Raw genomic sequence first — 23,157 nt, 5'->3', positions numbered from 1 at the left:
TACTTTCAGTAATTGAAGAAAAGGCTGTCGGAAAATGCAGATGCAAAATCTGCTTTTTCGACAGCCCAATTTCTATTAATTTAACTCCAAGCTAAATTGTAGTTCTTCATGTGCGAATATATAATGAAGTGCGGATTTGTTATTTAAAGAGGTAACAAATTCGATATCCTTTACTAAAACATTTGCTCTTAATAGTTCTTCATATTGCTGAAGAGTTGCTTGTTGCTCTGGTGAACAAGCAATTGCTAAGTTGATATATTTTTCGATTGGATAATTTAACTGTTTGCGTTGATCTTGAATAGAACGAATAAAGTCGCGAACATATCCTTCGGCAAGTAGATCATCCGTTAAATGTATATTAAGCAATACTTGAAGTGCGTCATCCTCTGCCAGCACGTAGCCATCTTTTATAATAGATTCAGTTAAAAGATGTGATTGCTCTAATTCAATGGCTTGCTCAGCAAGCTGAACAGTTAATTTTCCTTCTTGTAATAATATGTTTTTCTCTTGGGCAGACATTGTCTCAACATATAATTTTACAGCATTTACTTGCTTGCCAAATGCAGCACCAGCTGTTTTAAAATTCAGCTTGAAGTTCGTTTCTATAAATGCCTTTGTAGAATGTAGCCACTGTATTTGTTTGATATTCAATTCGTCTTGAATGATTGTATTATAATTACTTAAATTTTCCTGTGAGCCAATAACGATTTCGGCTAAAGGCTGCTTGACCTTTAAATTTTGCGCATTGCGAATGCTACGTCCTAGCTCTACTATTTTTATGATAGTAGCCATTTCCTCTTCAAGCTCCACGTTGATAAAAGTCGCATCAGCCATTGGGTAATCTTGTAGATGCACACTTTCATTGTGCATTTGCATATAAATATGCTCTGCGATAAATGGTGTAAAGGGTGCTAATAGCTTACACACTTCACTTAAAACAATATGCAATGTGTTAAAGGCAGCTCTTTTATCGTCAGAAAAACCCGAAGCCCAGAAGCGTTGGCGAGATCTTCGTACATACCAGTTACTCACATCGTCCATTAGCCTAGCAATTTCTCGACACCCTTGTGTAAATTGATAATCATCCATATGTGTTGTTACTTTTGCGATTGTCGTATGCAGTCGTGATAATACCCATTTATCTAATAGTGTCGGTGTTCCTTGTAATGATATATTGAATGTGAATTGATCGATATTTGCATAAAGCTGATAAAAGCTAAATGTATTTTCCAACGTATCTAATAGCTTTGATTTTGCCTCTTGAACAATTTTTGTGGAAAAGCGCTTTGGATTCCAAGGTGAGCTATCCACTACTAATGCCCAGCGCAGTGCATCTGCACCGTAAGTGTCAATCAAGTCGATTGGATCCAATGCATTGCCTTTACTTTTGGACATTTTCTGCCCGTGCTCATCTAATACATGACCTAAAGAGAGGACGTTTTTATAAGGCGCTTGCCCTGTATATAGTGTAGATACAGCAAGCAAGCTATAAAAGAATCCGCGTGTTTGATCTATCCCTTCTATCACAACATCCGCAGGAAATTGCTTCTTGAATGCCTCTTGCTCAAATGGATAGTGATGCTGTGCAAAAGGCATTGAACCACTATCAAACCAGACATCAATTACTTCAGGTGTACGTCGCATCGTTTGCTGACAGTTCGGGCATGTGCAAAGAACATCATCAATATATGGTTTATGCAAATCTTCAGGCAATGGCTGCTGTGCCAATGCACTCAACGCCGCTACACTGTCAGGTGCTTCCTCATGCCCACAAGCAGTACAAATCCAAACATTTAACGGAGTACCCCAATAACGATTGCGGCTAATATTCCAATCGACTACATTCTCAAGGAATTTACCAAAGCGACCTTCTTTAATATGGTCTGGATACCAAGTCACTGTTCCGTTGTTAGCAAGTAGCTGCTCCTTAAGCGTAGACACCTGAATAAACCAGCTATCTGTTGCGTAGTACAACAACGGGGAATCGCAGCGCCAGCAGTGCGGGTAGCTATGCTCGTATTTTTCTTTATGGAATAATAAATTGGTAGCTGCTAATAGCTTAATCACATCGACATCACAGTCTTTGACAAAGCGACCTGCTAAATCGGTAATCTCGTTTGTATAGCGTCCTTGCAAATCAACTACATTCACAAAGGATAATCCATGCTCTTTGACAGTTTGGTAATCATCTTCACCGTGAGCAGGGGCAATATGCACAATACCCGTACCACTTGTTTCGGTTACATAATCCGCCATCACCACAACATGACCTTGCTCTACTGAAATATAATTAAAAGGTGGCTGGTAGGCTACCTTCGCAAACTCCGAGCCTTGATGTTCACTTAGAATTGTGGCATTTTCCCCTAATACCGTAAAGACAAGCGATTTTGCTACAATGAAAACCTCTCCGTCAAGCTGCGCCTTCACATATGTTAAATTAGGATTCATTGCAAGCGCAACATTGGCGGGCAATGTCCAAGGCGTTGTCGTCCAGCCTAAAAAGATTTCATTCGAATCCATGCGTCGAAACTTAACTGTTGCAGATAAATCCTTCACATCTTTATAGCCTTGCGCAACCTCGTGCGAACTTAATGAAGTTTGGCAGCTAGGGCAATATGGCGATACGCGATGCCCCTTATAAAGCAGCTTATCTTTATGAACCTTGCTCAGTATATGCCAGACGCTTTCGATATAGCTGTTATCCAATGTGACATAAGGATTATCCATATCTACCCAATAGCCTAATTGCTCTGTAAAGGAGCGCCAAATTTTTTCGTATGTAAAGACACTTTCTTTACATTTTTGTACGAACGGCTCAATTCCATATTCTTCGATTTGCTGTTTTCCTGAAATGCCTAGTTGCTTTTCTACACCTAGCTCTACTGGAAGGCCGTGCGTATCCCAGCCAGCTTTACGCTCTACTAAGAAGCCTTGCATTGTTTTATAGCGTGCCACTACATCCTTTATCGTCCGACCTAGTGCATGCCCTACATGTGGTAGCCCATTAGCTGTAGGGGGTCCTTCGTAAAACACGAAAGAATCACGATTTTTGCGATTTTCAATAGATTTTTCAAAAACATGCTCCGCGTGCCAATATAAACGAATTCTTTCTTCTCTTTGCTGCAATGTTTCTTTTACCATTTTACTTCCTCCTATACGAATTTGTATAAAAGGCATACAAAAAACTCGTCCCTAAGTAAAGGGACGAGTTAACTCGCGATACCACCCTAATTCTATTGAACGATCCAATAGCACTTAGCAACGTACAATCATACGTGTTCTTTTTAACGGTAGACACCCGGGGTTGCTTACTATATTTCAGCGCGCCTTCTCAGAGAGGATTTTCATGTAACAATTGAACACTGATTCTCATCACAACATCAGCTTTCTGTAGAACAATACGAAACATTACTCTTTCTCGTCAACGAATTTGTATGCTTTTATTAGGTACTACATTAAAGGATTTTTAAATTATTGTCAATTATTTGTAATGGGAAATCCCGGATTACTTTACCCCAATTTGTACAACAATTAAAACGCTGTTATAGCTAAGTTGCACTAAAATACTTCTTTCGATTATATTGATTAAAAAGGGAGTGGTTCGATGGAATTTAAACAAATATATAAAGAAGATTATTCGGATGGGAAGCCGTTCATTTATCAATATACATCAACTAAATTTTATGATGTAAGGAGAGAGCTACAAGACACAAGCTGGACGCTGAAATTTACATTAAAAGATTTCGAAACGCCTTTTGAAAAATCGCTAGAGGGTAAAGTTTTTGAAGACCACTTAGAAAATATAGAGTGCTATATCGCATTTGAAGGTGATATTGAGATGGGTGTAATGAGCTTTAGCCATGAAAAATGGAACAATACGATTCGCTTGAATGATATTCATGTTTATCCTGAGGCGAAGCGACGAGGTGTTGGGACAGTACTCATGAATATTGTAAAGCAGCGAGCAAAAGAAATAGGGGCAAGAGCAATAGTTTTAGAAACGCAAACGTCGAACTATCCAGCGATTTGCTTTTATCAAAAACATGGCTTTTCGATTATTGGATGTGACCTTATTAGTTATACCAATAAAGATATTGAAAAACATGAAGTCCGACTTGAGTTAGGGTATATAGTTATATAAAGTGAAACTTTAATCGGTGGGGAGCGCCCCACCGATCTATGCTTTACTATTTGAATGACCTTTTTTAAATTTAGTTAGATGCCTCAATGTAAAACTCATTTTCATCATTTACACCTAATTGGATTCCTGAATCTAAGGAAATATTTATTGGGAAAATGACAGATTCTTTGCTAGAAAATAGCCATCTTCTTTCTGGCCTAACAAGCAATAAAAATACTTTTGTTTTTTTATCACCCATAAATGATAAAGTATCCTGAGTTATTTCAGAGTCATCACGTTCAACTATCTGAAAATCTCTTAACCTTTCAGCAACTGAAATTTTATTTTTTACGACTAAGCTCATTTCAGAAAGCTTTTGTATGCTATTTAAAGAAAAGGGCTGATTGCTAGATGGATTATCTTTTAACCTAGCAATAAATTCAACAATATTGCCAGAAGGATCTTCAAAATAAAGTGACTTTGCAGATAGGTGGGTAAAATCAATTTCATCTTCTCCATCTTCAGTTAAAAGGTTTGTACGTTTTTTAATCCATTCTTTTGCCTCTTTAAATTGATTTGAAGGAATATCACAAGCAAAATGATAGTACGGATTTCCTTCCACATCTATGTTATTAAACTCAATTGAACTCATACCAAAGTTGATTTTAAAGCTATTTGCTGTTTCAGCCTCTAATAAAAATCCTAATTTTTCTTTATAAAAATACTTCATTTCGTTAAGTTTATTAGTTTTCAATACTACATTTAAAATATCCATAATCGCTCATCCCTTATATTAATCTTGTGTAAATATTACTAAAAGCCGAGCTGGAAAAGTATTGGACATTAGGCTGAAATACTTCCCCTTACAAATTTATTGATATTTTGAAATAATAGTTGTCCCCTCTAGAAAGATCTATAACGGTGCTAAATGCAATGAAAATTAAGCTATTCTATTAGTTGGGTAAAGACTTTTGTAAGTGTAATCAATTGAAGAGCTTCAATTTTATAGAAGTTAGAATTTACTGAATAATTAGAATTGACATAAAAAAGTTATTGTATTATTATTTTTAGAATAATAATTTAGTAGAAAGTGAAGGATGGTTATCATGTCGCAAATGTTAGCGTTAGTTATTTTGTTAGGAATTTTATTTATAGGAGATTTAGTAGCTGTTCGAACAAAAGCATGGGTACCATCTATTTTTATCTGCGCTATTCTGTTCTTGTTAGGATATTGGACATTTTTCCCACAAGATATAGTGGCAATAGCGGGGGTACCATCAGTTGTTGCAGTAATGCTGATGTACTTACTGATTACCAATATGGGGACGCTATTATCTATTCAGGAATTAAAAAAGCAGTGGAAAACAATTTTAATTGCTATTTCAGGTATTTTAGGGATTATCGTTATTTTATTTGCTATCGGTACATTCTTGTTTGGTTATGAAACGATGATTGTAGCCATTCCACCTTTAGTAGGTGGCGTAGTATCTGCTTTAATTATGGCAGAGGGAGCAAAAGAAGCAGGGCTAGTTTCATTATCTGTTTTTGCAATCGTTATTTATGTTATGCAAGGATTTGCAGGTTACCCAATTACATCTGTTATGTTGAAAAAGGAAGGGAAAAGACTTCTAACAAAATATCGCAATGGGGAATTAGCGGCAAAAGAGGGTGTACAGGCTTCCTCAACAACTGAAAAGACGGAGCTAAAATTATTTAAAAATATGCCAGAGAAATATAATACAGATTTCTTTAAGTTTTTTAGGTTGGCTTTTGTTGCTTATTTAGCATATCTTGCTTCAACATTATTAGCACCAATCGTCTCCATTAGCCCGTTTGTTCTGTGCTTACTATTTGGGGTTATTGCCTCAAGTGCAGGCTTTTTGGAGAAGCAAGTTTTACAAAAGGCAAATGGATTTGGATTTGCTGTATTAGGATTAATGCTCTTTATTTTTGATGGATTAAAGCAAGCGACTCCAAGTATGATGCTAGAAATTATTTACCCACTTATTGGAACAATTATTTTAGGTGTTATTGGGATGTATATTTTCTCATTTATCGCCGGTAAATTATTGAAGGTGAGTACACCAATGGCCTTTGCTATTTCCTTAACAGCGTTATACGGATTCCCAGCCGATTATATTATTACAAACGAAGTAATTAAGTCGCTGACAGAGGACGAAAAGGAAAGGGAAATGCTGACAAGCCATATGCTACCACCTATGCTTGTTGGCGGATTTATTACAGTTACGATTGTATCGGTTGTATTAGCGGGTATTTTTGTAGGATTCTTATAGGAAAGGGATATACATGCTATGAATAATGTGCAAGAACGCATTGAAAAACATATAAATACATTAAGTCAATTTACGGCTACACCAGGTAAGGGAACAACGCGTCTTACTTATAGTAAGGAGGATTTACAGGCGAGAAACTATATAAAGGAGCAAATGAAGGCGTGTGGTTTACAAGTACAGGAGGATGGGTTTGGTAATATTTTTGGTAAGCTTGAGGGTACATTAAAGGATGCACCTAGTGTTCTAATTGGTTCTCACTTCGACTCTGTTCCAAATGGCGGAGCATATGATGGTCCAGCAGGCGTAGTCGTAGCGCTTGAAGTAGCACATCTTTTTAAAGAAAATCAACTAACACCAAAATATCCTTTGGAGGTCATTGCACTTGTAGAGGAGGAAGGAACGCGATATGGTGGCGGTTTAATGGGCTCTCGTGGAATGATGGGTCTACTGAACGAAGAAGATTTTAAAAACTTAAAGGATAAAGATGGCATCCCCACAGAGGAGGCTATGAAGCAAATAGGGTTAAATACGACTTTACCGAAACAAAGAGATCCAAAGACAATAAAAGCATTTTTAGAGATGCATATTGAGCAAGGGCCAATTCTTGAAGAGAAAAATATACCAATTGGCGTGGTAGAAGCAATTGTAGGCTTAACGCAATTGGATATTACAGTAAGTGGGCAGGCTGGACATGCTGGCACAACGCCAATGGATCGCCGTACAGATGCTTTAGTTGCTGCTGCTAATATTATTGGCCAATTGCCGCAGCTTGCTATAAATGAAGGGGCTGGAACAGTTATTACAACTGGGCGTCTTAATGTATTTCCGAACGGGGCAAATGTCATACCAGATAAAGCTGTATTTACAGTAGATATTCGCTCAGGTAAAGAAGAAAATGTTTTAAATGTCGTTGAAAAGGTTAGGAGCTTGGTGATGTCCTATAATAAAGACGGTATTGGTGTCACAATTGAGCAGCCTTTATATATTGAGCCAAAGGCGATGAACCAAGAGATTATTACACTTTTAAAAAATACATGTGATGCATTAGAAATTCCATATTGCTCAATTAATAGTGGTGCTGGTCATGATGCAATGGTTTTCTCTGACTATACTGCTGCAGCAATGCTATTTATCCCAAGCAAAAATGGGCTAAGCCATTGTCCAGAGGAATGGTCTGATTCCGCTCATATTGCAAACACAGTAAATATTTTTTATGAAGCAGCGAAAAAGCTTACAGAAAGCAATGAATAATTATTAAAAGGGGCTGTGAAGGAGCAAATGCTTTTCTCACAGTCTTTGTTTATCTTGATTCAGTAGAAAACTCCCATATCTACAGGTGATGAGATGAATGCTTTATTTTGTTTTCTATGGTTCAGTGAGTGTACAAACACGCACTGAAATAGAGGAACTCAGTCTAAATGCGCCACATCCTTGTGGCAACGACTGCGTGACCAACATCACGTTGGCCCAAGCGCCCCGGCGGATGACACAGGACGTGACGGTTTTAGGTTAACTTCCGCTCATGAGCAAACTCGAAAAAAATCTGGACGCAATTACGCCAAGGCGTAATTGATTTGAAAAGGAAGGGTACAATGATTCATCCAATAATAAAAGAAACAATACAAAAATATAGTGAGGAATTAACAGAATTACGCAGAAAGCTTCATAGTGAACCAGAATTAGCATGGGAGGAAGTTAAGACAACTACTTTTATTTGCCAGTACCTTGAAAGCTTAGGTATACCATATAAAAAAATGGAGCCTACAGGCGTTATAGCAGAAATACAAGGTGGAAAGTCTGGAAAATCGGTTGCTTTAAGAGCTGATATGGATGCCTTACCAGTAGAGGAGCTAAATAAAGATTTACCTTATGCTTCTAAAGAGGTTGGTAAGATGCATGCCTGTGGTCATGATGCCCACACAGCGATGCTGTTAGTTGCGACGAAAGCACTTCATCATATTAAAAGCGAATTAGCTGGTAAAGTACGCTTGATTTTCCAACCTGCTGAAGAAGTGGCTCAAGGGGCAAAGGAAATGGTTAAGCAAGGTGCGATGCAAGGTGTCGATAATGTATTTGGCATTCATATATGGTCTCAAATGCCAACAAATAAAATTTCCTGCCAGCCAGGTCCTTCCTTTGCTGCGGGAGATTTGTATAAGGTTATATTTAAAGGCAAGGGGGGTCATGGAGCAATGCCACATACTTGTGTAGACACTGCCATCGTTGCTTCGTCCTTTGTAATGAATGTGCAAACGGTCGTTTCGCGCACTGTGGATGCACAAAGTCCTGCTGTTGTCACAATTGGTAAGATGGATGTGGGTACTCGCTTCAATGTCATTGCAGAAAATGCTGTTATTGAAGGCACTGTTCGCTGCTTCTATCCTGAAACAAGGGATCATATTGAAAAGCAGCTCCGGCATTATGCGGAAAGCGTTGCTAGTATGTATGGTGCTACTGCAATTGTAGAATATACGCGCGGCTCACAGGCTGTAATCAATAACGACTTGAGTGCAAAGCTTGTACAGCAAGTTGCAATTGAGGCATTTGGCGAGGCTGCTTTATATGCTGAAAAGCCGACAATGGGCGGGGAGGATTTTAGCTTCTTTTTAGATGAAGCACCGGGTAGCTTCGCTCTTGTTGGTAGTGGTAATTCAGAAAAAGATACAGAATGGGCACATCATCATGGTAAATTTAATATTGACGAAGATGCCTTAGTTACAGGCGCTGAATTATATGCTCAATATGCCTGGGCTTATCTAAATCAATAACAGTATAGATAATAGGGAATATAGGTATTAACCTACTTTCCCTATTACCTGCTTTTGTTATACACGAATCGAACCGTACTTTGCTCTTCCCTCGAAAAGAAAACCAATAATGCTTTTATAATATGGAATAAATAACCCATCCTCGATAAGCTTAAAAATTTCCTCTTGAGAAGCCCATTTGACAGCTTGTACTTCCTCAAGCTGCAATGTCAGCTCATTTAAATCAATATCATGCTCAATTAAGTAATAATCGTCAAAGCCTCGCTCAAAGTTAATTGTTAACTGTGGGCGAATGTTTTCAAAGTCATAGTGAATGCCAAGCTCCTCAAACAATTCACGTGCAGCAGCTTGCTGACTTGTATCACCTGCAACGGCACTTCCTCCACATGTAATATCCCAAAGGTTCGACCAGCCTTGCTTAAAGGGCTGACGCTGCTGAATAAGCATTTCTCCTTTTGAATTAAAAATACAAATATGTACGACTAAATGAAATTCATTTGCTGCCATGGCATCACCACGTATAATTTGTTTCTCTATTTTGTTACGATGCTTATCATATAAATCCCACTTTTCCACTGAAAAGCCCCCCTTTATCCCGTATTAACAGGCTGTACTTTTGCGACGAGTAACCGCAGGAGTACCAGACCCCCATATCAAAACCTCAGATAGAATCGAGATGTTTAAGTAGGGGATCAAACAGCCTGTAAAAACCCGATTGGTGAAACTACCAACCAGTGGGGATGAAGAAAACCCCCACTGATTAAAGGTTCACTTTATACATTCGGTGTAGGTCTTCATTGTATATGTTAAAAAGATTAGGTACAACTAATGTTAAATACGTAGAAAATCGGCAGGCTTCTTATGAATAAAATTTCTTTCAATAGACTTTAGCACATCCTCGTTACCAGGTAATGAAATGAACTTTAATGCATCATTGAATGTAAGCCATTTATGTTCACTATGCTCGTCATTTAATTCGACTTCTTGCTCCTCATTTACAAAGGCAACAAAAACGGGTGCAATATAAATATAATTTTCGTGTGGAGAAAAAACCTGATCAAATTGATTTGATGAATAGAGGGTTAGATTTGTTATATTAGTTTCTTCTTTAATTTCCCTAAGAACAGCTTCTATAGCAGATTCACCTTCTTCTATACTGCCACCGATATAACACCAAGTATTAGTTAATATAGACCCTGCTCTTTTAAGTAACAAAACATGTGCTTCATCATGTATCTTCTTAATTAAAACAGCCGCAACACCATTTGACTTGATTGGAATAATTGTCATATTCAATTCTCCCTCTACTGATATAATATACAAATAAAACGGTTCTAGGAGAAATAAGTTTCCGAGTATTTACTTTATTGTTAAGTATATATTACAATGTGGGAAAATAAGGAGTGTTACTATATGCAATTTCATATAAGAGTACGTGCAGGGGCATTAATTATTGAAGATAATAAAATACTATTAACTGAATATAATGATCCTGTGAGAGGGATTGTTTATGATTTACCTGCTGGTGGTGCAGAACCAAATGAATCGATTGTCGAAACGGTTATAAGAGAAGCCAAAGAAGAAGCGTGCATCGAAGTAGAAGTTGGACCATTAGCTTTTGTATATGAATATGCCCCACATCTTAATTCAAATAAGTTTGGGAATACTCATACATTAGTTATGATGTTTGAATGTAAGATTAAAGACAACGCTATTCCAAGCCTTCCCGCAAAACCAGACCCAAATCAAACAGGCGTAAAATGGCTGCCGTTAACAGAATTACAAAATGTACAGCTTTATGCTAATATGGGGACTTATATACAGGAGTACACTCTTAATAAGCGGAATATTAATCTGATTGAAGAGCACAAATTGAACCAAGTTATTTCAATGTAGGATCGTTAGATATGGAAAAAGCAAAAGTAATCTTGTTCTTTCATTATGGAATCAAAATTGAGTAGAGTATAGAGATGTTAATAGGGACTTAATTTTAACCAATCACGTCCTGATTAACGCTAGTTTAAATCTTTTTGTTTGTACTTAAAAATTTCCTGTTATCTGCACGAAACCTTGGGCAATAAGTATAATAAATATGCGCAAATCACGATTGGACATCCTTCAATTAGCCCTGTTATGTTAGTTAAAATCTTATTAATTCAAGCTCTCGGAGGATGTCGTTTGGTGCGCTTTACTTGTCAAAAAGTCTGTTGAAATGTAACCTATCGCTAGTTTTAGGTACCTCTCCGTTTCAAACTTAAAACATCCTTAATCATCTCTCGTTAATGCCACGTTGATAAAAATATTACTAAATAATGCATCCGTGAAATAGTGTTGTTCTCTACAAAGCAGGCTATCCTTATTTAATATTTTCAGCATTAATATGTTTGTGAGAATTATATTTTCTTAAAAAGAGAGTTGGAAATTTCACATTGACAATTGAGAATGATAATTGTTATCATTTGTATTGAAAATCATTATCAATAGGAGTTGTGTAAAGTGAAAAAGTTATTCATAGGATTTTTATTCTGTTTAATCTTAGTATTAGGTGCATGTGCATCTAACAAAGAAGAAAGCAGCGAGAAAGAAGAAACACAAACTAATAACAATGAAACAACGAATAACAAAGTAGAAAATGAGGTTGTGGTAAATGCAGAGACAACAGAACTTTTAGCGCAATTCCCAGAAAAGGTAGCAGAAAAGGTCATTACAACATCTGTGCCAATTACTGAAATGCTACAACTTTTAAATATTGAGCCAATAGGAGTACCGACATCAACAAATCCATTACCAGTTGAGTTTGACCATATTCAACGAATTGGTTCTCCAATGGCGCCAGATTTAGAAGTGATTACAAGCCTAGAACCGGAGCTGCTACTAGGAGCAAAATCATTAAAAAGCTCGTTAGATGAAAGTGTTAAAGGAATCAATCTTCAAACGGCTTATTTGCCAACGGATTCTTATACAGACTTAATTAATAGTTTCACAGCTTTGGGCACTTATTTTAACAAGCAAGAAGAAATGAATAAAATATTAGAAGCACTGGCTGCTAAAGAAAAGCAATTAGAAGAGCAAGGGAAAGATAAAGAGTTACCAACAGTTATGCTAACAATTGGGACAGCAGATTCGTTTATGGTGATGAATGAGAAATCTTATGTTGGAAGCCTTATTCAAAAGCTAGGTGCGAAAAATATTGCAACAGAAGTATTAAAAGCCACCGACACTTACTCACCTTTAAATTTAGAGGAAGTAGTTGTTGCAGATCCAGATATTATTTTAGTTTTAGCTTCTGGGGATCATGGTGCTACAGAAGAGATGTTTAAAAAAGAAGTTGAAAAAAATGAAGTTTGGAAAAAATTATCGGCATACAAAAACGATAAAATCCACATTTTAGATTATGAAGTATTTGGTGTGACATCAATTAAAAATGCAGAGAAAGCATTAACAGAAATCTCTACATATTTTTATGAGGAATAGAGAGGGTTATTAGCATGATGCATTCTAGAAATAGAGTGGTTGTTACGGTAACCTTTGCTTTAGTAGTTGTAATGGCAATTATTGCAATTGGTCTAGGGAGTGTAAGAGTACCTATCCCTGATATTCTTCAAGCACTCTTTCACGCTTCTTCGAGCCATGTAAACGATACGATTATTTTTGATATTCGATTACCAAGGGTGCTGTTGGCTTTGATTATCGGGGCGAATATCGCTATATCTGGTGCAATTTTACAGGCCGTAATGGGCAATCCACTTGCTGACCCAGGGCTTACTGGTGTGACAAGTGGAGCTGCAGTAGCTGTGTTAACGATTATGCTGGTAATGCCAGAGTATACGTCATTTATCCCGATAGCGGCGTTTATTGGTGGGATTATAGCGGCGTCAATTGTTTACAGCTTGGCATGGAAAAAAAGAGGCTTATCGCCAATTTCTATTATTTTAGCAGGGGTTGCAGTAAATGCACTTTGTGGTGGGGTAGTTGGTTATTTATCCATTATGTATAGTGATCGCCTACCATCTGCTGTGCAATGGATGAATGGGAGCCTAGCAGCCAAAGGTAATCACGTACTTTGGATGGTATTGCCATATTCAATTGTAGGTTGGATTGCGTCTATTTTCGCTATTCGCAAAACAAATATTATTAAGCTTGGTGACCAAGTTGCCTCCAACTTAGGAGAAAATGTGAATATGATTCGCATTTTGTTATCGATATTAGCAGTTTTCTTAGCGGCTACTTCTGTTGCAGCTATTGGAATGATTGGCTTTGTAGGATTGATTGTGCCACATATGGCTAGATTTTTAGTAGGCTCGAACTATAAATATTTATTGCCGATGAGCATGGCTTTAGGTGCATTAGTTTTATTAATTGCAGATACGGGCGGCAGAACAATCGTAGCGCCTTTAGAAATACCGGCAGGAATTGTCATGGCCGTTATCGGTGGACCGTATTTTCTTTATTTGATGAGAAGGAGTGTGTTCTAGTATGCTAACAGTCGATTCAATCTCAATTCAATATGAGAAAAAAACAGTCATTCAGGATTTTTCTTTTTCTGTACAGGAGGGAGAAATTGTTTCCATTATTGGCCCAAATGGCTCTGGGAAATCTACCATTTTGAAAGCCATTTCAAGACAGCTTGCACCAAGTAAAGGGGATATTAAATTGCAAGGTGTAAATATAAGCAAGCTGGGTCGCAAGGAAACGGCACGCCAAATGTGTATGCTTAGCCAACGCAATACTGCCCCAGAGGATATGACTGTATATGATTTAGTATCGTATGGTCGCTATCCACATAAGCGATGGTTTGAAAAGCTAGCAGAAAAAGATGAAAAAATCATTGAATGGGCACTTGAAAAGACGAATATGACGCAGTTCAAGGAAAAACGTATTGCAATGCTATCTGGCGGTGAATCTCAAAGAGCTTGGATTGCGATGGCCTTATCACAACAACCGAAAATTTTATTATTAGACGAGCCGACAACTTATTTAGACATTTCACATCAACATGAGGTATTGGAGCTTGTACAAGAGCTGAATCGCGAGATGAACATGACAGTAATTATGGTGCTACATGATTTAAATCAGGCCTCTTATTATAGCAATCGTATTGTCGTTGTGCAAAACGGAAAAAAGCAATCCTGTGGTACACCAGAACAAGTAATGACGACAGATATGGTGAAGAACGTCTACCGAATGAATTGCGAAATTAACTGCAATTGCAATGACAAGAAGCCAAGAATCCATTTATTAAATTCTACGAAAGTTAGAGGGGGAATTAGTGTTGACAAAGCAAATTGATCTTGAAAAATATAAAGAAAGTTATTTACGATTTATAGAAAAGAAAAGTATTTTAACTTTAGCGACGTTAGATGAAAATGGCCATCCTTTTACAAGCTGTACACCGTTTGTAAAAAATAATGGTAAGCTATACATTTATATTAGCCAAATTGCTGAGCACTATCAGTATTTAGAAAATAGTGAGCTCAGTGATGTGTTTTTAATGGCGGATGAAGAGACTACTAAAAACCCATTTGCAACAGAGCGAGTACGCCTGAGATGTAGTGCGCGTAATATTGGAAATGAAGGAAACGATGAGATTTTTTCGTTATTCGATGAAAAGTTTGATGCGAAAATGATGACAGTGTTCCGTGGGCTTGATTTCGCATTATTTGAGCTAACGCCGACTAGTGGTCGCTATGTGGTTGGTTTTGGTATGGCATTTAATGTGAGTATCGATGGAGCTAAGTTTGAGCATGTAGTTGTAGATAAAAAGAACAACACGGAGGCTTAAATAGTGGACATTACATACAAAAGTGAAGCCCATCGAGCAATTTTAACGATGTGGGGTGCATTAAGAGGCCGCTTTACAAATATGGCAAAGAATCTAACAGAAGAACAATTGGATTTAAAGCTTTACGACACAACAATTAGATCCTTGCTTATTCATACAGCAGAAGCTGAATATATGTTTGCGGAATGGTATTTGAGCAAAGAGCAACCATCTACATTACCATCCTCAAATACACATGAGGAAATTATCAAGTTGTTGGAGTTATCTAATACACATGTAATAACTGCAATTAATGAATTAAAAGAAGATGAGCTATATACAATGGTTGAAACGAAAATGGGTACTAGTACACCAGCGGAGGCAGTTGGTAGATTGATGTATCACGCGGGTATCCATGTTGGTCAGATTGCATTCATTAAAAAGCAATAAAAGTTAGAGAGTACCGATAAATGGTAACGAGGAATGTACTTATCAAAATGTACATTTCTCGTTTTTTTTGACCTGTTAAAGAGACAGCTACTTATCGGCAATCTCTCTCTAAATTTTTAATCGTTACGATATAGATGAGGCGTTCTTAGAGTGAACTTTGGGGGATCCTGTATCTGAAGCAATGCATTCGCAACAGAAAAACATTACTGAATTGAGGTAAATATAAACTGTACAAATGTAATGATTTATATGTATTTTATAAAATAAAAATTAAATTTTGTATAAGTTTACTTTACTTTTATAAAATTATGGTTTATTATATACATATAAGCAAGAGGGAAGGGTGGTCGCTTTGAAAAAGGAAGAGTTCGGGGATTCAATTTTTAATAAAGTATATGAATACAGAGTACTGAAGCGCATGTCGCAGCAAGAGTTAGCAGATGCTGTAAGCGTTTCTAAGCAAACTATATTTGTAATGGAAAAAAATAATTATTCTCCATCTCTCGTATTGGCATATAGGATAGCTAATTACTTTGAAGTAGATATTAATGACATATTTTCGTATGTAAGAAAGGATGATAGTAATGATTGATTTACTAAATGAATGGATGTTAAAAAGCTCTCAAAACTTTAATATTATTGTAGGTTTAACGGTGATTTTATATGTAGGGGCATTATCAATGCTTTTATACATTAATAAAAAGATTGGCAGACCTGATGAAAGAACAAGTACGATTTACCTCAAAATTGTGTCGAGTATGTTTACTACACAACTCGTTATGAATGCAGTCTTTATTTCATTAGTCGATAGAGATATTGAATACTTCCGCCAGTTCTTTATTTTATTCCAAGGTATTGTCTTTTTAGTTGGTGCAATATACGCCTTTAGATTATACAAAAAAGATTTTGAATAATTTTGGGGTACATAAAAAAATATGATATAAAACGGGAAATGTACTAATTGAAATGTGCATTTCCCGTTTTTTTATGAGCAATTAAAGGAACAACAATTGAAGAATGAGAAGTTATCAACAATAATGCTGCTGATATGATTGTTGTACCAGTAATTACCGTTCATTTAGTCCCTAAAGCAACTTGGGCATTTGAGCATTTATTAGCTATACTTATTGCTCAACATTTGCAGCAACTATTATGGAAGTCGTAAATTAGATAAATGAACTAAAGCGATTAAAGATGGTGCTAACTATGTTTCTGTAAAAACAATTAAGGCATCAGAAATGCAAAAATGGATGGATAGTAGTGGCATTGCTAACGATAAACCACATAAGTATACTAGAATTTTACAAGGAATTTCTGTAAAAGTGAAAAGATAAGAAATACTATAATTTTGAAAGGTATAGATCTTTATGGAAAACGATTTAGTCATATATTACTCATATAATTTAAATTGGCACTTACCAAAAGCAATTCAAAATGAAGCTAAGGAATTTCTTTGTCAAATTGCAAATGAGCAATTGCCACTGATATTTCCTAAATATGCAAAGGAATGTTGGGAGAATGCAGTGGATATTATAATATCAGTCGGTTATCCAAATAATGAATTAGCTTTACCTAAACTATACGAATTATTTAAGGATTTAAACTGGCCAGGAGCATCCAAAGCTTTAGAGTACCTTAAAGGCATAGAACGCCTTATAAATGTTAAGTATTTAGAAATTGCTTGTGTTGAAGCTGTCAAAACAAAAGATACAGAATGGTTGTATTATTTATATATGGTAAGTGAAGAACTCAATATTAATAAAGATGACTTTAAAGATGTCTGTTTATATAATGCAATGAAAAAGGTCTATGAAGGGGATTAATATGGATTAAAATAAACTTTGATATTTTGAAATAGGATAAGTTTGTTTTCAATAAAAACAGTTAGATTTTTAAATTTCTTGATACAATGTATATTTAAGCGAAAATTACTGTGGTTTTTATAAATTATTTAGCATCTTTCAACACATAAGTATTTTTTATTAAGTCACAGTTAACCTATATAACTTATATTTTTTAAAAATTTAGTTATTCAAATGTTAATTATTCTTTCCGCAATTTCTTTAAGGATGGTTCCTTTATATGTTGGTATAAAGAGAAATTCAATAATAGCTACAATCGTCACATCAATCATTATTACGGCAATTATCGCAATCTTACTATGGTTAGTAGGTATCTGCTTTACAATTGTGATTGTGAGAAAATGGTTGCCAGTGAATTATATATTTAGGGATGGAATAGTTTTCTTATCATCTTGAATATCAATCAGAGCTGCCTGAAAAGTTATTTTGAGACAGCTCCATTTTTTATAGTTTACTAATGAAATAATTGCTTATCAATAATCTTCTTCTGAACTTGTTCAATAAATTGTTGGATGGGCAGTGTCAGTAAGTTATCTTTTTTATGTGTTCTGACATTCACCGTTTGATTTTGCTGCTCTTGATCGCCCAATACAAGGATATAAGGAATTTTTTGTAGCTGAGCATCCCTTATTTTGCGACCTAGCTTTTCATTACGCATATCTATAGAGACGCGAATGTTAGCCTTTTGTAGAGCTTTGAAAACTTCCATTACATAGGGTTGATGAACTTCAGAGACGCTAATAATCTGTACTTGCTTCGGTGCCAGCCATAGAGGTAAGACGCCGCCAAAGTGTTCAATTAATATGCCAAGGAAGCGATCAATTGAACCGAATACTGCACGGTGTATAATGACAGGCCGTACCTTTTCGTTGTCCTCATTAATATATGTTAAATCAAATTTTTCGGGCATTTGAAAATCTAATTGTACCGTTGCACATTGGTGGCTACGCTTAATGGCATCACGAATGTGGATATCAATTTTGGGTCCGTAAAATGCACCGTCTCCTTCATTTACTTTAAACGGAAAGCCTAGACGTTTTAGTACATTTTCAAGTGCTTCTTCTGCTTTATTCCACAATGCGAGCTCACCCATATAGTCATCTGGGCGTGTTGATAGCTCAATTTCGTATTCGAAGCCAAAGACTTTATATACATGGTCGATAATTTTTAATGCCAGTGCGATTTCATCCTCGATTTGTTCAGGTGTTGCAAAAATATGTGCATCATCCTGGCAAAATGTGCGAACGCGAAGCAAACCGTTTAATGCACCACTAAACTCATGACGGTGTACCTGGCCAAACTCTGCCATACGAATTGGTAAATCGCGGTAAGAGTGAAGGTCGTTTTTATAAATGAGCATATGTCCTGGGCAATTCATTGGCTTTAATGCAAATTTTTGTTCATCAACTTGTGTGAAATACATATTTTCTTTGTAGTGCTGCCAATGTCCTGACTGCTCCCATAAACGTTGATTCATCATTAATGGTGTACGCACTTCTTGATAATCATATTTTGTTTGAAGTTGACGTAAAAAGCTTTCCAGCTCATTGCGAATAATTTGTCCATTTGCTAAATAAAAGGGCATTCCTGGTGCTTCTTCAGAAAACATAAATAGCTCGAGCTCTTTTCCTAACTTTCGATGATTACGTTTTTCTGCCTCATCTAAAAAGATGAAGTAATCCAGCATTTGTTCTTTTGTTGCAAAGGCAACCCCATAAATGCGCTGTAGCATTTGATTGTTACTGTCACCACGCCAATAAGCGCCTGAAATATTCAATAATTTAAAATGCTGAATTTTGTTTGTAGATGGGACATGTGGACCCCTACATAAATCGTAAAACTCCCCTTGCTTATAAACAGTTACTAATTCATCTGAAGGAATCGCTGCCAGCAGCTCTAGCTTTAAGGCATCATGTGCAAATAGCTGCTGTGCCTCTTCACGTGACACCTCCTTGCGAACAACTTCAAAATTTTCGCTAGCAATTTTCTTCATTTCACGTTCAATAATAGTTAAATCCTCTGGCACTAATGTATGAGTCATTTCGATATCATAATAAAAGCCATTTTCGATAACTGGGCCAACTCCAAATTTTGCATCTGGATATAAACGCTTCACAGCCTGCGCTAATAAATGTGCTGTTGAATGACGTAGCACTTGTAAGCCTTGCTCTGACATCGCATCATAAAGTGAAATTTCGGCATCCACTAGAATGGGTTGTGTCAAATCGGTTGTCGTTGTATTGACGCTACCTACTATTGATTTTTTTGCTAAGCTAGGACTGATTGCTTTTGCAATGTCGGTTAGCGTAACACCTTTGGCAAAACGTTTTTTCTCGCCATTTGGAAATAGAATTGTTACTTCTTGATTTGACATACTACCTCTCCTTTTTGATTTTTTGGTAAATAAAAAAACATATTCATCCGCTAAGGGACGAATATGTTTTGAATACCCGTGGTTCCACCCAAATTCCTACTCATGTATGCACATCAGTAGCTCATTGATACAGATAACGCCTGTAAACGTCGCTAGTTTCCTAGCGCGGCTCCAAGGGAGTAAATCATTTTGTCCAATCAGGAAACTTTCAGCCGGTGATTTCCCTCTCTAATGACCTTCTCAAAAATGATTCATATCCTTTTCTTTGCCTTTTAAGTTAGAAATTAATTTATCCCAAAATTTAAATGATGTCAACATTTAAATTTAAACAATTGTTTGATGGGGTATTCATTAGGCAATAACAGTTTCTGCTATATTTGAAGCATGGTCACCGATTCTTTCTAGATTACTTACAATATCTGCAAAAACAATACCTGCTGAACCTGAACAAGTTCCTTCGTTTAAACGTTTGATATGTAATTTACGTAAACGACGCTCCATATTGTCAATTTCATTCTCTTTATTAATAACTTGTTGTGCCAAGTTAGTATCACGTTTATCTAAGCATTCGATAGCTATTTTTACAGTATCTAATGTAAAAATAAACATTTCCTCTAGCTCTTTTGCAGCTTGTTCACTTAGGCGTACTCGGTTGTTCTCTTTATACTGTAATAACTCGATAATATTTTCTACATGGTCACCAATTCGTTCAATATCGCGAATATTTTCAAATAAAGCATGATGCACTTGAGAATCATGGTTGGATAAAGACTGTTTTGATAATTCCACTAAATATTCCGTTGATCTACGGTCTAAATTGTTTATCGCTTCTTCTAATTGGACAACCTTCCCAATCAATTTAGTGTCTGCAGTTTTTAAAATTGTCAATGTTTCTTCAAGTCCTTGAATACTATATTCACCCATGCGTACCACTTCCATTTTTGCTTGTCCAAGTGCAACAGATGGAGATTTGATAATTAAATTTTTATCTAAAAACTTTGGTTTGTGCTCAATAATAGAATCTTCACCAGGAATCAGCTTGGTCACGACATATGCCCAAACACCAACGAATGGCAATTGAATAATTGTGTTAAGAACATTAAATGTTCCATGAGCAAAAGCAATTTGCATTTTCGGCTCTAGATTTAGTACACCCGAAATCCATTCTACATAATTCGTAAATATTCCTAGTAATAACATAAATATAATTGTACCTACGACGTTAAATAGCACGTGTGTGGCAGCCGCTCGTCTTGCGGCAATGGAAGCACCTAATGCTGCTAAAATAGCTGTGATTGTTGTTCCAATATTATCACCAAACAAAACAGGTAAAGCACCATGTAAAGATATTAACTCTTCAGCATAAAGACCTTGTAAAATACCAACTGTAGCTGAAGAAGATTGAACGATTAAAGTAAATCCTGTTCCAACAATAACACCTAAAATCGGTATATCTGACATTTGCACAGTTAAATCTAAAAATGGCTGCCAATCTCGTAGCGGCTTCATTCCACCACTCATAAGCTCTAAACCTATAAATAAACCCGCAAAACCAAAAAGTACTTGTCCTATATTTTGAATAATACTTTTCTTAAAGAAGAATAAACAGATCGCACCTACTGCCATAATTGGATAAGCGTATGCACCTACGTCAATTCCGATAATAAAAGCTGTTACTGTAGTACCAATATTAGCACCCATAATAACGCCAATAGCCTGACGTAATGTCATAAGACCTGCACTAACTAAGCCTACTGTAATAACAGTCGTTCCTGAACTAGACTGTATAAGAACTGTTACAATTATTCCGACAAGTACACCCATTAGTGGATTTGTTGTAAATTTATCTAAAATATCACGTAAACGATCGCCTGCAGCTTTTTGCAAGCCATCTCCCATATATTTAATAGCGAATAGAAACAATCCTAATCCTCCAAGAAATTGGAAAATCATTTCTTGTACGTTAATAGTCAATTTATTCCATCCTTTCTTTGTAACTAAATTATGTTCTTCACTATCAGGCAATAAACCTGTTGAGTGAAGTTTCACTTTATTATTGATAGTTTTAAGTGACCTGTACATATCATTTACAAGGGATTAAATAAATATTTACATCGCATTTACAATCAGTCCAAAAAAACGACATATTTAAAGAAATCTTAACAAAAACAAGCTTGTATTATAGAGCAGTTTTCAACTGAGCAAAAACTATATCATATCTTAGCGGAATTAAATAAATACTACTATATGAACGATAAAGGCCTTTTTCTAAAAAGGTATGGTATTTATCCACCAGAAATATTCAAAGAGCTTATTGCGGTTAAGAATAAAAAGGTGGAAGATGAGATTAAAGAGCTTGTTTTCTCAATTTTGAAGGGAAATAAAGAAGAAAATCTTATTGATAGTGATATGGTTGCCACAAGCTTTATGACAATATTAGATGGGATGCTATTCCATATGATGAACTATTCATATGAAGAGTATGAGAGCAAGTTAAATATTTCTTGGTCTGTCTTTTGGAGAGGAATTCAAAAATTGTGAGTGTGAGTAGGTTTTTTTAGTAGCGTGTTGGAGTTGACTCTGACATGCTACTTTTTTGTTTAGCAAATAAGTCTATAAATATAAACAAATTGTATTTTTGTTTACAAATTAATAAACTTTATATAATATGTTTGTTGAGGTGATATTTATGGATTTCTCAAATATATCGGTTGGCGAATTAATGAAAGGCTATCAATTAGATGATTTACAATATCGTTGCCTTCATTGCGATAAAGTGTTTTTTATACATGAAGTATATCCATTTGAAGATAAATTTTTAACAGCTGAAGGTATGGTACAAGCACATATTCGACAAGAGCATGGCTCAGCCTTTCATGCACTTTTGCAAATGGATAAGAAAATAAATGGCTTATCCGAGGTGCAGCAGGAGATGTTAGAGCTGTTTTATGAGGGCTTATCAGATAAGGAAATCGCTGTAGAAAGTAGTGTTAATAATATTTCAACAGTGCGTCAGCATCGCTTTAAGCTACGTGAAAAAGAGAAGCAGGCAAAAATTTTCCTAGCCCTAATGCAGCTATTCTCAGAGCCGAATCATTATAAAATTCATAAGGGGGCAACACAAGTGGACGAGCGTTATAGCATTGAGGACAAAGAGCGCGAAAAAGTGCTACAAACTTATTTTAAACAAGGTTTAGATGGCAGCATTGAGACGATTCCGAGTAAAGAAAAGAGAAAGCTTATTATTTTACAACATATTTTAAAACGATTTACTGTTGGGAAGGCTTATACAGAAAAAGAAGTAAATACAATTTTAAAAACAGTGCATGCTGATTTTGTTACTTTAAGACGTTATCTAATTGAATATGGATTTATGGATCGTAGTAATGATGGTTCGTCCTATTGGATTAAGGAATAGAAGTAGGCTAGGCTTTTTGGGGGAAGATATAAGAGGTTGGAAATGTCGATAAAATGGGAAATGAGCAATTGCTACATTTCCCATTTTTCTTAAATAAGAGCGCCAGTTTA

General features: G+C 36.1%; 21 protein-coding genes and 1 other annotated feature. Of the genes, 15 read left to right on the top strand and 6 right to left on the bottom strand.

Translation table 11 applies throughout. The annotated features are described in order from the left end of the window. Positions 1–75 precede the first annotated feature (75 nt). Positions 76–3,141, bottom strand: coding sequence for an isoleucine--tRNA ligase (ileS, locus tag TY13_RS14905; RefSeq protein WP_074432970.1), 3,066 nt, complete (start codon positions 3,139–3,141; stop codon positions 76–78). Between the two features lie 56 nt (positions 3,142–3,197). Continuing rightward, positions 3,198–3,434, bottom strand: a binding site (T-box leader). Between the two features lie 170 nt (positions 3,435–3,604). On the opposite strand from ileS, the gene TY13_RS14900 reads away from it, so the two are divergent. Beyond that, positions 3,605–4,141 carry a GNAT family N-acetyltransferase gene (locus TY13_RS14900; protein ID WP_042477668.1) on the top strand — a complete coding sequence of 179 codons (537 nt, stop codon included), beginning with the start codon at positions 3,605–3,607 and terminating at the stop codon, positions 4,139–4,141. A gap of 70 nt (positions 4,142–4,211) precedes the next feature. On the opposite strand, the gene TY13_RS14895 is transcribed toward TY13_RS14900, so the two are convergent. Then, on the bottom strand, positions 4,212–4,895 hold the full coding sequence (locus tag TY13_RS14895) for a hypothetical protein (RefSeq protein WP_042477665.1): 684 nt from the start codon (positions 4,893–4,895) through the stop codon (positions 4,212–4,214). A gap of 331 nt (positions 4,896–5,226) precedes the next feature. On the opposite strand from TY13_RS14895, the gene TY13_RS14890 reads away from it, so the two are divergent. The 3 genes from TY13_RS14890 (at position 5,227) to TY13_RS14880 (ending at position 9,182) form a co-directional block, all read left to right on the top strand. Beyond that, entirely contained in the window at positions 5,227–6,414 is a 1,188-nt protein-coding gene (locus TY13_RS14890; protein ID WP_042477662.1) for a hypothetical protein, read from the top strand. An 18-nt stretch (positions 6,415–6,432) separates the two neighbouring features. Then, positions 6,433–7,665 (top strand): Zn-dependent hydrolase, encoded by a 1,233-nt coding sequence (locus TY13_RS14885; RefSeq protein ID WP_042477659.1) that lies wholly within the window; start codon positions 6,433–6,435, stop codon positions 7,663–7,665. A 341-nt stretch (positions 7,666–8,006) separates the two neighbouring features. Beyond that, positions 8,007–9,182 carry an amidohydrolase gene (locus TY13_RS14880; protein ID WP_042477655.1) on the top strand — a complete coding sequence of 392 codons (1,176 nt, stop codon included), beginning with the start codon at positions 8,007–8,009 and terminating at the stop codon, positions 9,180–9,182. A 57-nt stretch (positions 9,183–9,239) separates the two neighbouring features. Here TY13_RS14880 and TY13_RS14875 read toward each other — a convergent pair whose 3' ends face one another. Next, positions 9,240–9,758, bottom strand: coding sequence for an NUDIX hydrolase (locus tag TY13_RS14875; RefSeq protein WP_042477651.1), 519 nt, complete (start codon positions 9,756–9,758; stop codon positions 9,240–9,242). A 255-nt stretch (positions 9,759–10,013) separates the two neighbouring features. Then, on the bottom strand, positions 10,014–10,472 hold the full coding sequence (locus TY13_RS14870; RefSeq protein ID WP_042477648.1) for an NUDIX hydrolase: 459 nt from the start codon (positions 10,470–10,472) through the stop codon (positions 10,014–10,016). A gap of 123 nt (positions 10,473–10,595) precedes the next feature. On the opposite strand from TY13_RS14870, the gene TY13_RS14865 reads away from it, so the two are divergent. The 9 genes from TY13_RS14865 (at position 10,596) to TY13_RS14825 (ending at position 17,216) form a co-directional block, all read left to right on the top strand. Beyond that, the gene (locus TY13_RS14865) at positions 10,596–11,078 is read left to right on the top strand and encodes an NUDIX domain-containing protein (RefSeq protein WP_042477646.1); all 483 of its coding nucleotides are present in this window, start codon (positions 10,596–10,598) and stop codon (positions 11,076–11,078) included. A 600-nt stretch (positions 11,079–11,678) separates the two neighbouring features. After that, positions 11,679–12,656: an ABC transporter substrate-binding protein gene (locus TY13_RS14860; RefSeq protein ID WP_042477644.1), complete on the top strand. Its 978-nt coding sequence runs from the start codon at positions 11,679–11,681 to the stop codon at positions 12,654–12,656. 14 nt (positions 12,657–12,670) lie between these two features. Beyond that, complete coding sequence (locus TY13_RS14855) at positions 12,671–13,657, top strand: FecCD family ABC transporter permease (protein ID WP_074432969.1); 987 nt, start codon at positions 12,671–12,673, stop codon at positions 13,655–13,657. Between the two features lies 1 nt (position 13,658). Then, on the top strand, positions 13,659–14,471 hold the full coding sequence (locus TY13_RS14850; RefSeq protein WP_042477641.1) for an ABC transporter ATP-binding protein: 813 nt from the start codon (positions 13,659–13,661) through the stop codon (positions 14,469–14,471). Beyond that, entirely contained in the window at positions 14,455–14,964 is a 510-nt protein-coding gene (locus TY13_RS14845; protein WP_052344351.1) for a HugZ family pyridoxamine 5'-phosphate oxidase, read from the top strand. Before TY13_RS14850 ends, TY13_RS14845 begins: the two co-directional genes overlap by 17 nt. A gap of 3 nt (positions 14,965–14,967) precedes the next feature. Continuing rightward, on the top strand, positions 14,968–15,393 hold the full coding sequence (locus tag TY13_RS14840) for a DinB family protein (protein ID WP_052344350.1): 426 nt from the start codon (positions 14,968–14,970) through the stop codon (positions 15,391–15,393). A gap of 352 nt (positions 15,394–15,745) precedes the next feature. Beyond that, positions 15,746–15,985: a helix-turn-helix transcriptional regulator gene (locus TY13_RS14835; RefSeq protein ID WP_042477830.1), complete on the top strand. Its 240-nt coding sequence runs from the start codon at positions 15,746–15,748 to the stop codon at positions 15,983–15,985. After that, positions 15,978–16,307: a hypothetical protein gene (locus TY13_RS14830; RefSeq protein ID WP_042477640.1), complete on the top strand. Its 330-nt coding sequence runs from the start codon at positions 15,978–15,980 to the stop codon at positions 16,305–16,307. Before TY13_RS14835 ends, TY13_RS14830 begins: the two co-directional genes overlap by 8 nt. Positions 16,308–16,760: 453 nt before the next feature. Continuing rightward, positions 16,761–17,216, top strand: coding sequence for a hypothetical protein (locus TY13_RS14825; RefSeq protein ID WP_042477636.1), 456 nt, complete (start codon positions 16,761–16,763; stop codon positions 17,214–17,216). A gap of 493 nt (positions 17,217–17,709) precedes the next feature. On the opposite strand, the gene thrS is transcribed toward TY13_RS14825, so the two are convergent. Then, complete coding sequence (gene thrS, locus TY13_RS14820; protein WP_042477634.1) at positions 17,710–19,629, bottom strand: threonine--tRNA ligase; 1,920 nt, start codon at positions 19,627–19,629, stop codon at positions 17,710–17,712. A gap of 351 nt (positions 19,630–19,980) precedes the next feature. Beyond that, positions 19,981–21,582, bottom strand: coding sequence for a Na/Pi cotransporter family protein (locus tag TY13_RS14815; RefSeq protein WP_195891707.1), 1,602 nt, complete (start codon positions 21,580–21,582; stop codon positions 19,981–19,983). Between the two features lie 294 nt (positions 21,583–21,876). Between TY13_RS14815 and TY13_RS14810 the strand changes: the two genes are divergently transcribed. Next, positions 21,877–22,170, top strand: a complete 294-nt coding sequence (locus tag TY13_RS14810; RefSeq protein ID WP_042477631.1) for a hypothetical protein — start codon at positions 21,877–21,879, stop codon at positions 22,168–22,170. 127 nt (positions 22,171–22,297) lie between these two features. Then, positions 22,298–23,047 carry a DUF2087 domain-containing protein gene (locus TY13_RS14805; RefSeq protein ID WP_407637734.1) on the top strand — a complete coding sequence of 250 codons (750 nt, stop codon included), beginning with the start codon at positions 22,298–22,300 and terminating at the stop codon, positions 23,045–23,047. The last annotated feature ends 110 nt before the right edge of the window (positions 23,048–23,157 follow it).

This window comes from Bacillus ndiopicus (genome assembly GCF_000612805.1).
GTDB lineage: Bacteria > Bacillota > Bacilli > Bacillales_A > Planococcaceae > Metasolibacillus > Metasolibacillus ndiopicus.
The sequence above is the reverse complement of the archived record's forward strand: the minus strand, read 5'-3'. Positions and strand labels throughout refer to the sequence as shown.

What these genes read in the sequence shown, in the direction of transcription:
- ileS (WP_074432970.1), bottom strand. Translation starts at nt 3,141, where the DNA reads ATGGTAAAAGAAACATTGCAGCAAAGAGAAGAAAGAATTCGTTTATAT.
- TY13_RS14900 (WP_042477668.1), top strand. Translation starts at nt 3,605, where the DNA reads ATGGAATTTAAACAAATATATAAAGAAGATTATTCGGATGGGAAGCCG.
- TY13_RS14895 (WP_042477665.1), bottom strand. Translation starts at nt 4,895, where the DNA reads ATGGATATTTTAAATGTAGTATTGAAAACTAATAAACTTAACGAAATG.
- TY13_RS14890 (WP_042477662.1), top strand. Translation starts at nt 5,227, where the DNA reads ATGTCGCAAATGTTAGCGTTAGTTATTTTGTTAGGAATTTTATTTATA.
- TY13_RS14885 (WP_042477659.1), top strand. Translation starts at nt 6,433, where the DNA reads ATGAATAATGTGCAAGAACGCATTGAAAAACATATAAATACATTAAGT.
- TY13_RS14880 (WP_042477655.1), top strand. Translation starts at nt 8,007, where the DNA reads ATGATTCATCCAATAATAAAAGAAACAATACAAAAATATAGTGAGGAA.
- TY13_RS14870 (WP_042477648.1), bottom strand. Translation starts at nt 10,472, where the DNA reads ATGACAATTATTCCAATCAAGTCAAATGGTGTTGCGGCTGTTTTAATT.
- TY13_RS14865 (WP_042477646.1), top strand. Translation starts at nt 10,596, where the DNA reads ATGCAATTTCATATAAGAGTACGTGCAGGGGCATTAATTATTGAAGAT.
- TY13_RS14855 (WP_074432969.1), top strand. Translation starts at nt 12,671, where the DNA reads ATGATGCATTCTAGAAATAGAGTGGTTGTTACGGTAACCTTTGCTTTA.
- TY13_RS14850 (WP_042477641.1), top strand. Translation starts at nt 13,659, where the DNA reads ATGCTAACAGTCGATTCAATCTCAATTCAATATGAGAAAAAAACAGTC.
- TY13_RS14830 (WP_042477640.1), top strand. Translation starts at nt 15,978, where the DNA reads ATGATTGATTTACTAAATGAATGGATGTTAAAAAGCTCTCAAAACTTT.
- TY13_RS14825 (WP_042477636.1), top strand. Translation starts at nt 16,761, where the DNA reads ATGGAAAACGATTTAGTCATATATTACTCATATAATTTAAATTGGCAC.
- thrS (WP_042477634.1), bottom strand. Translation starts at nt 19,629, where the DNA reads ATGTCAAATCAAGAAGTAACAATTCTATTTCCAAATGGCGAGAAAAAA.
- TY13_RS14815 (WP_195891707.1), bottom strand. Translation starts at nt 21,582, where the DNA reads ATGATTTTCCAATTTCTTGGAGGATTAGGATTGTTTCTATTCGCTATT.
- TY13_RS14810 (WP_042477631.1), top strand. Translation starts at nt 21,877, where the DNA reads ATGAACGATAAAGGCCTTTTTCTAAAAAGGTATGGTATTTATCCACCA.
- TY13_RS14805 (WP_407637734.1), top strand. Translation starts at nt 22,298, where the DNA reads ATGTTTGTTGAGGTGATATTTATGGATTTCTCAAATATATCGGTTGGC.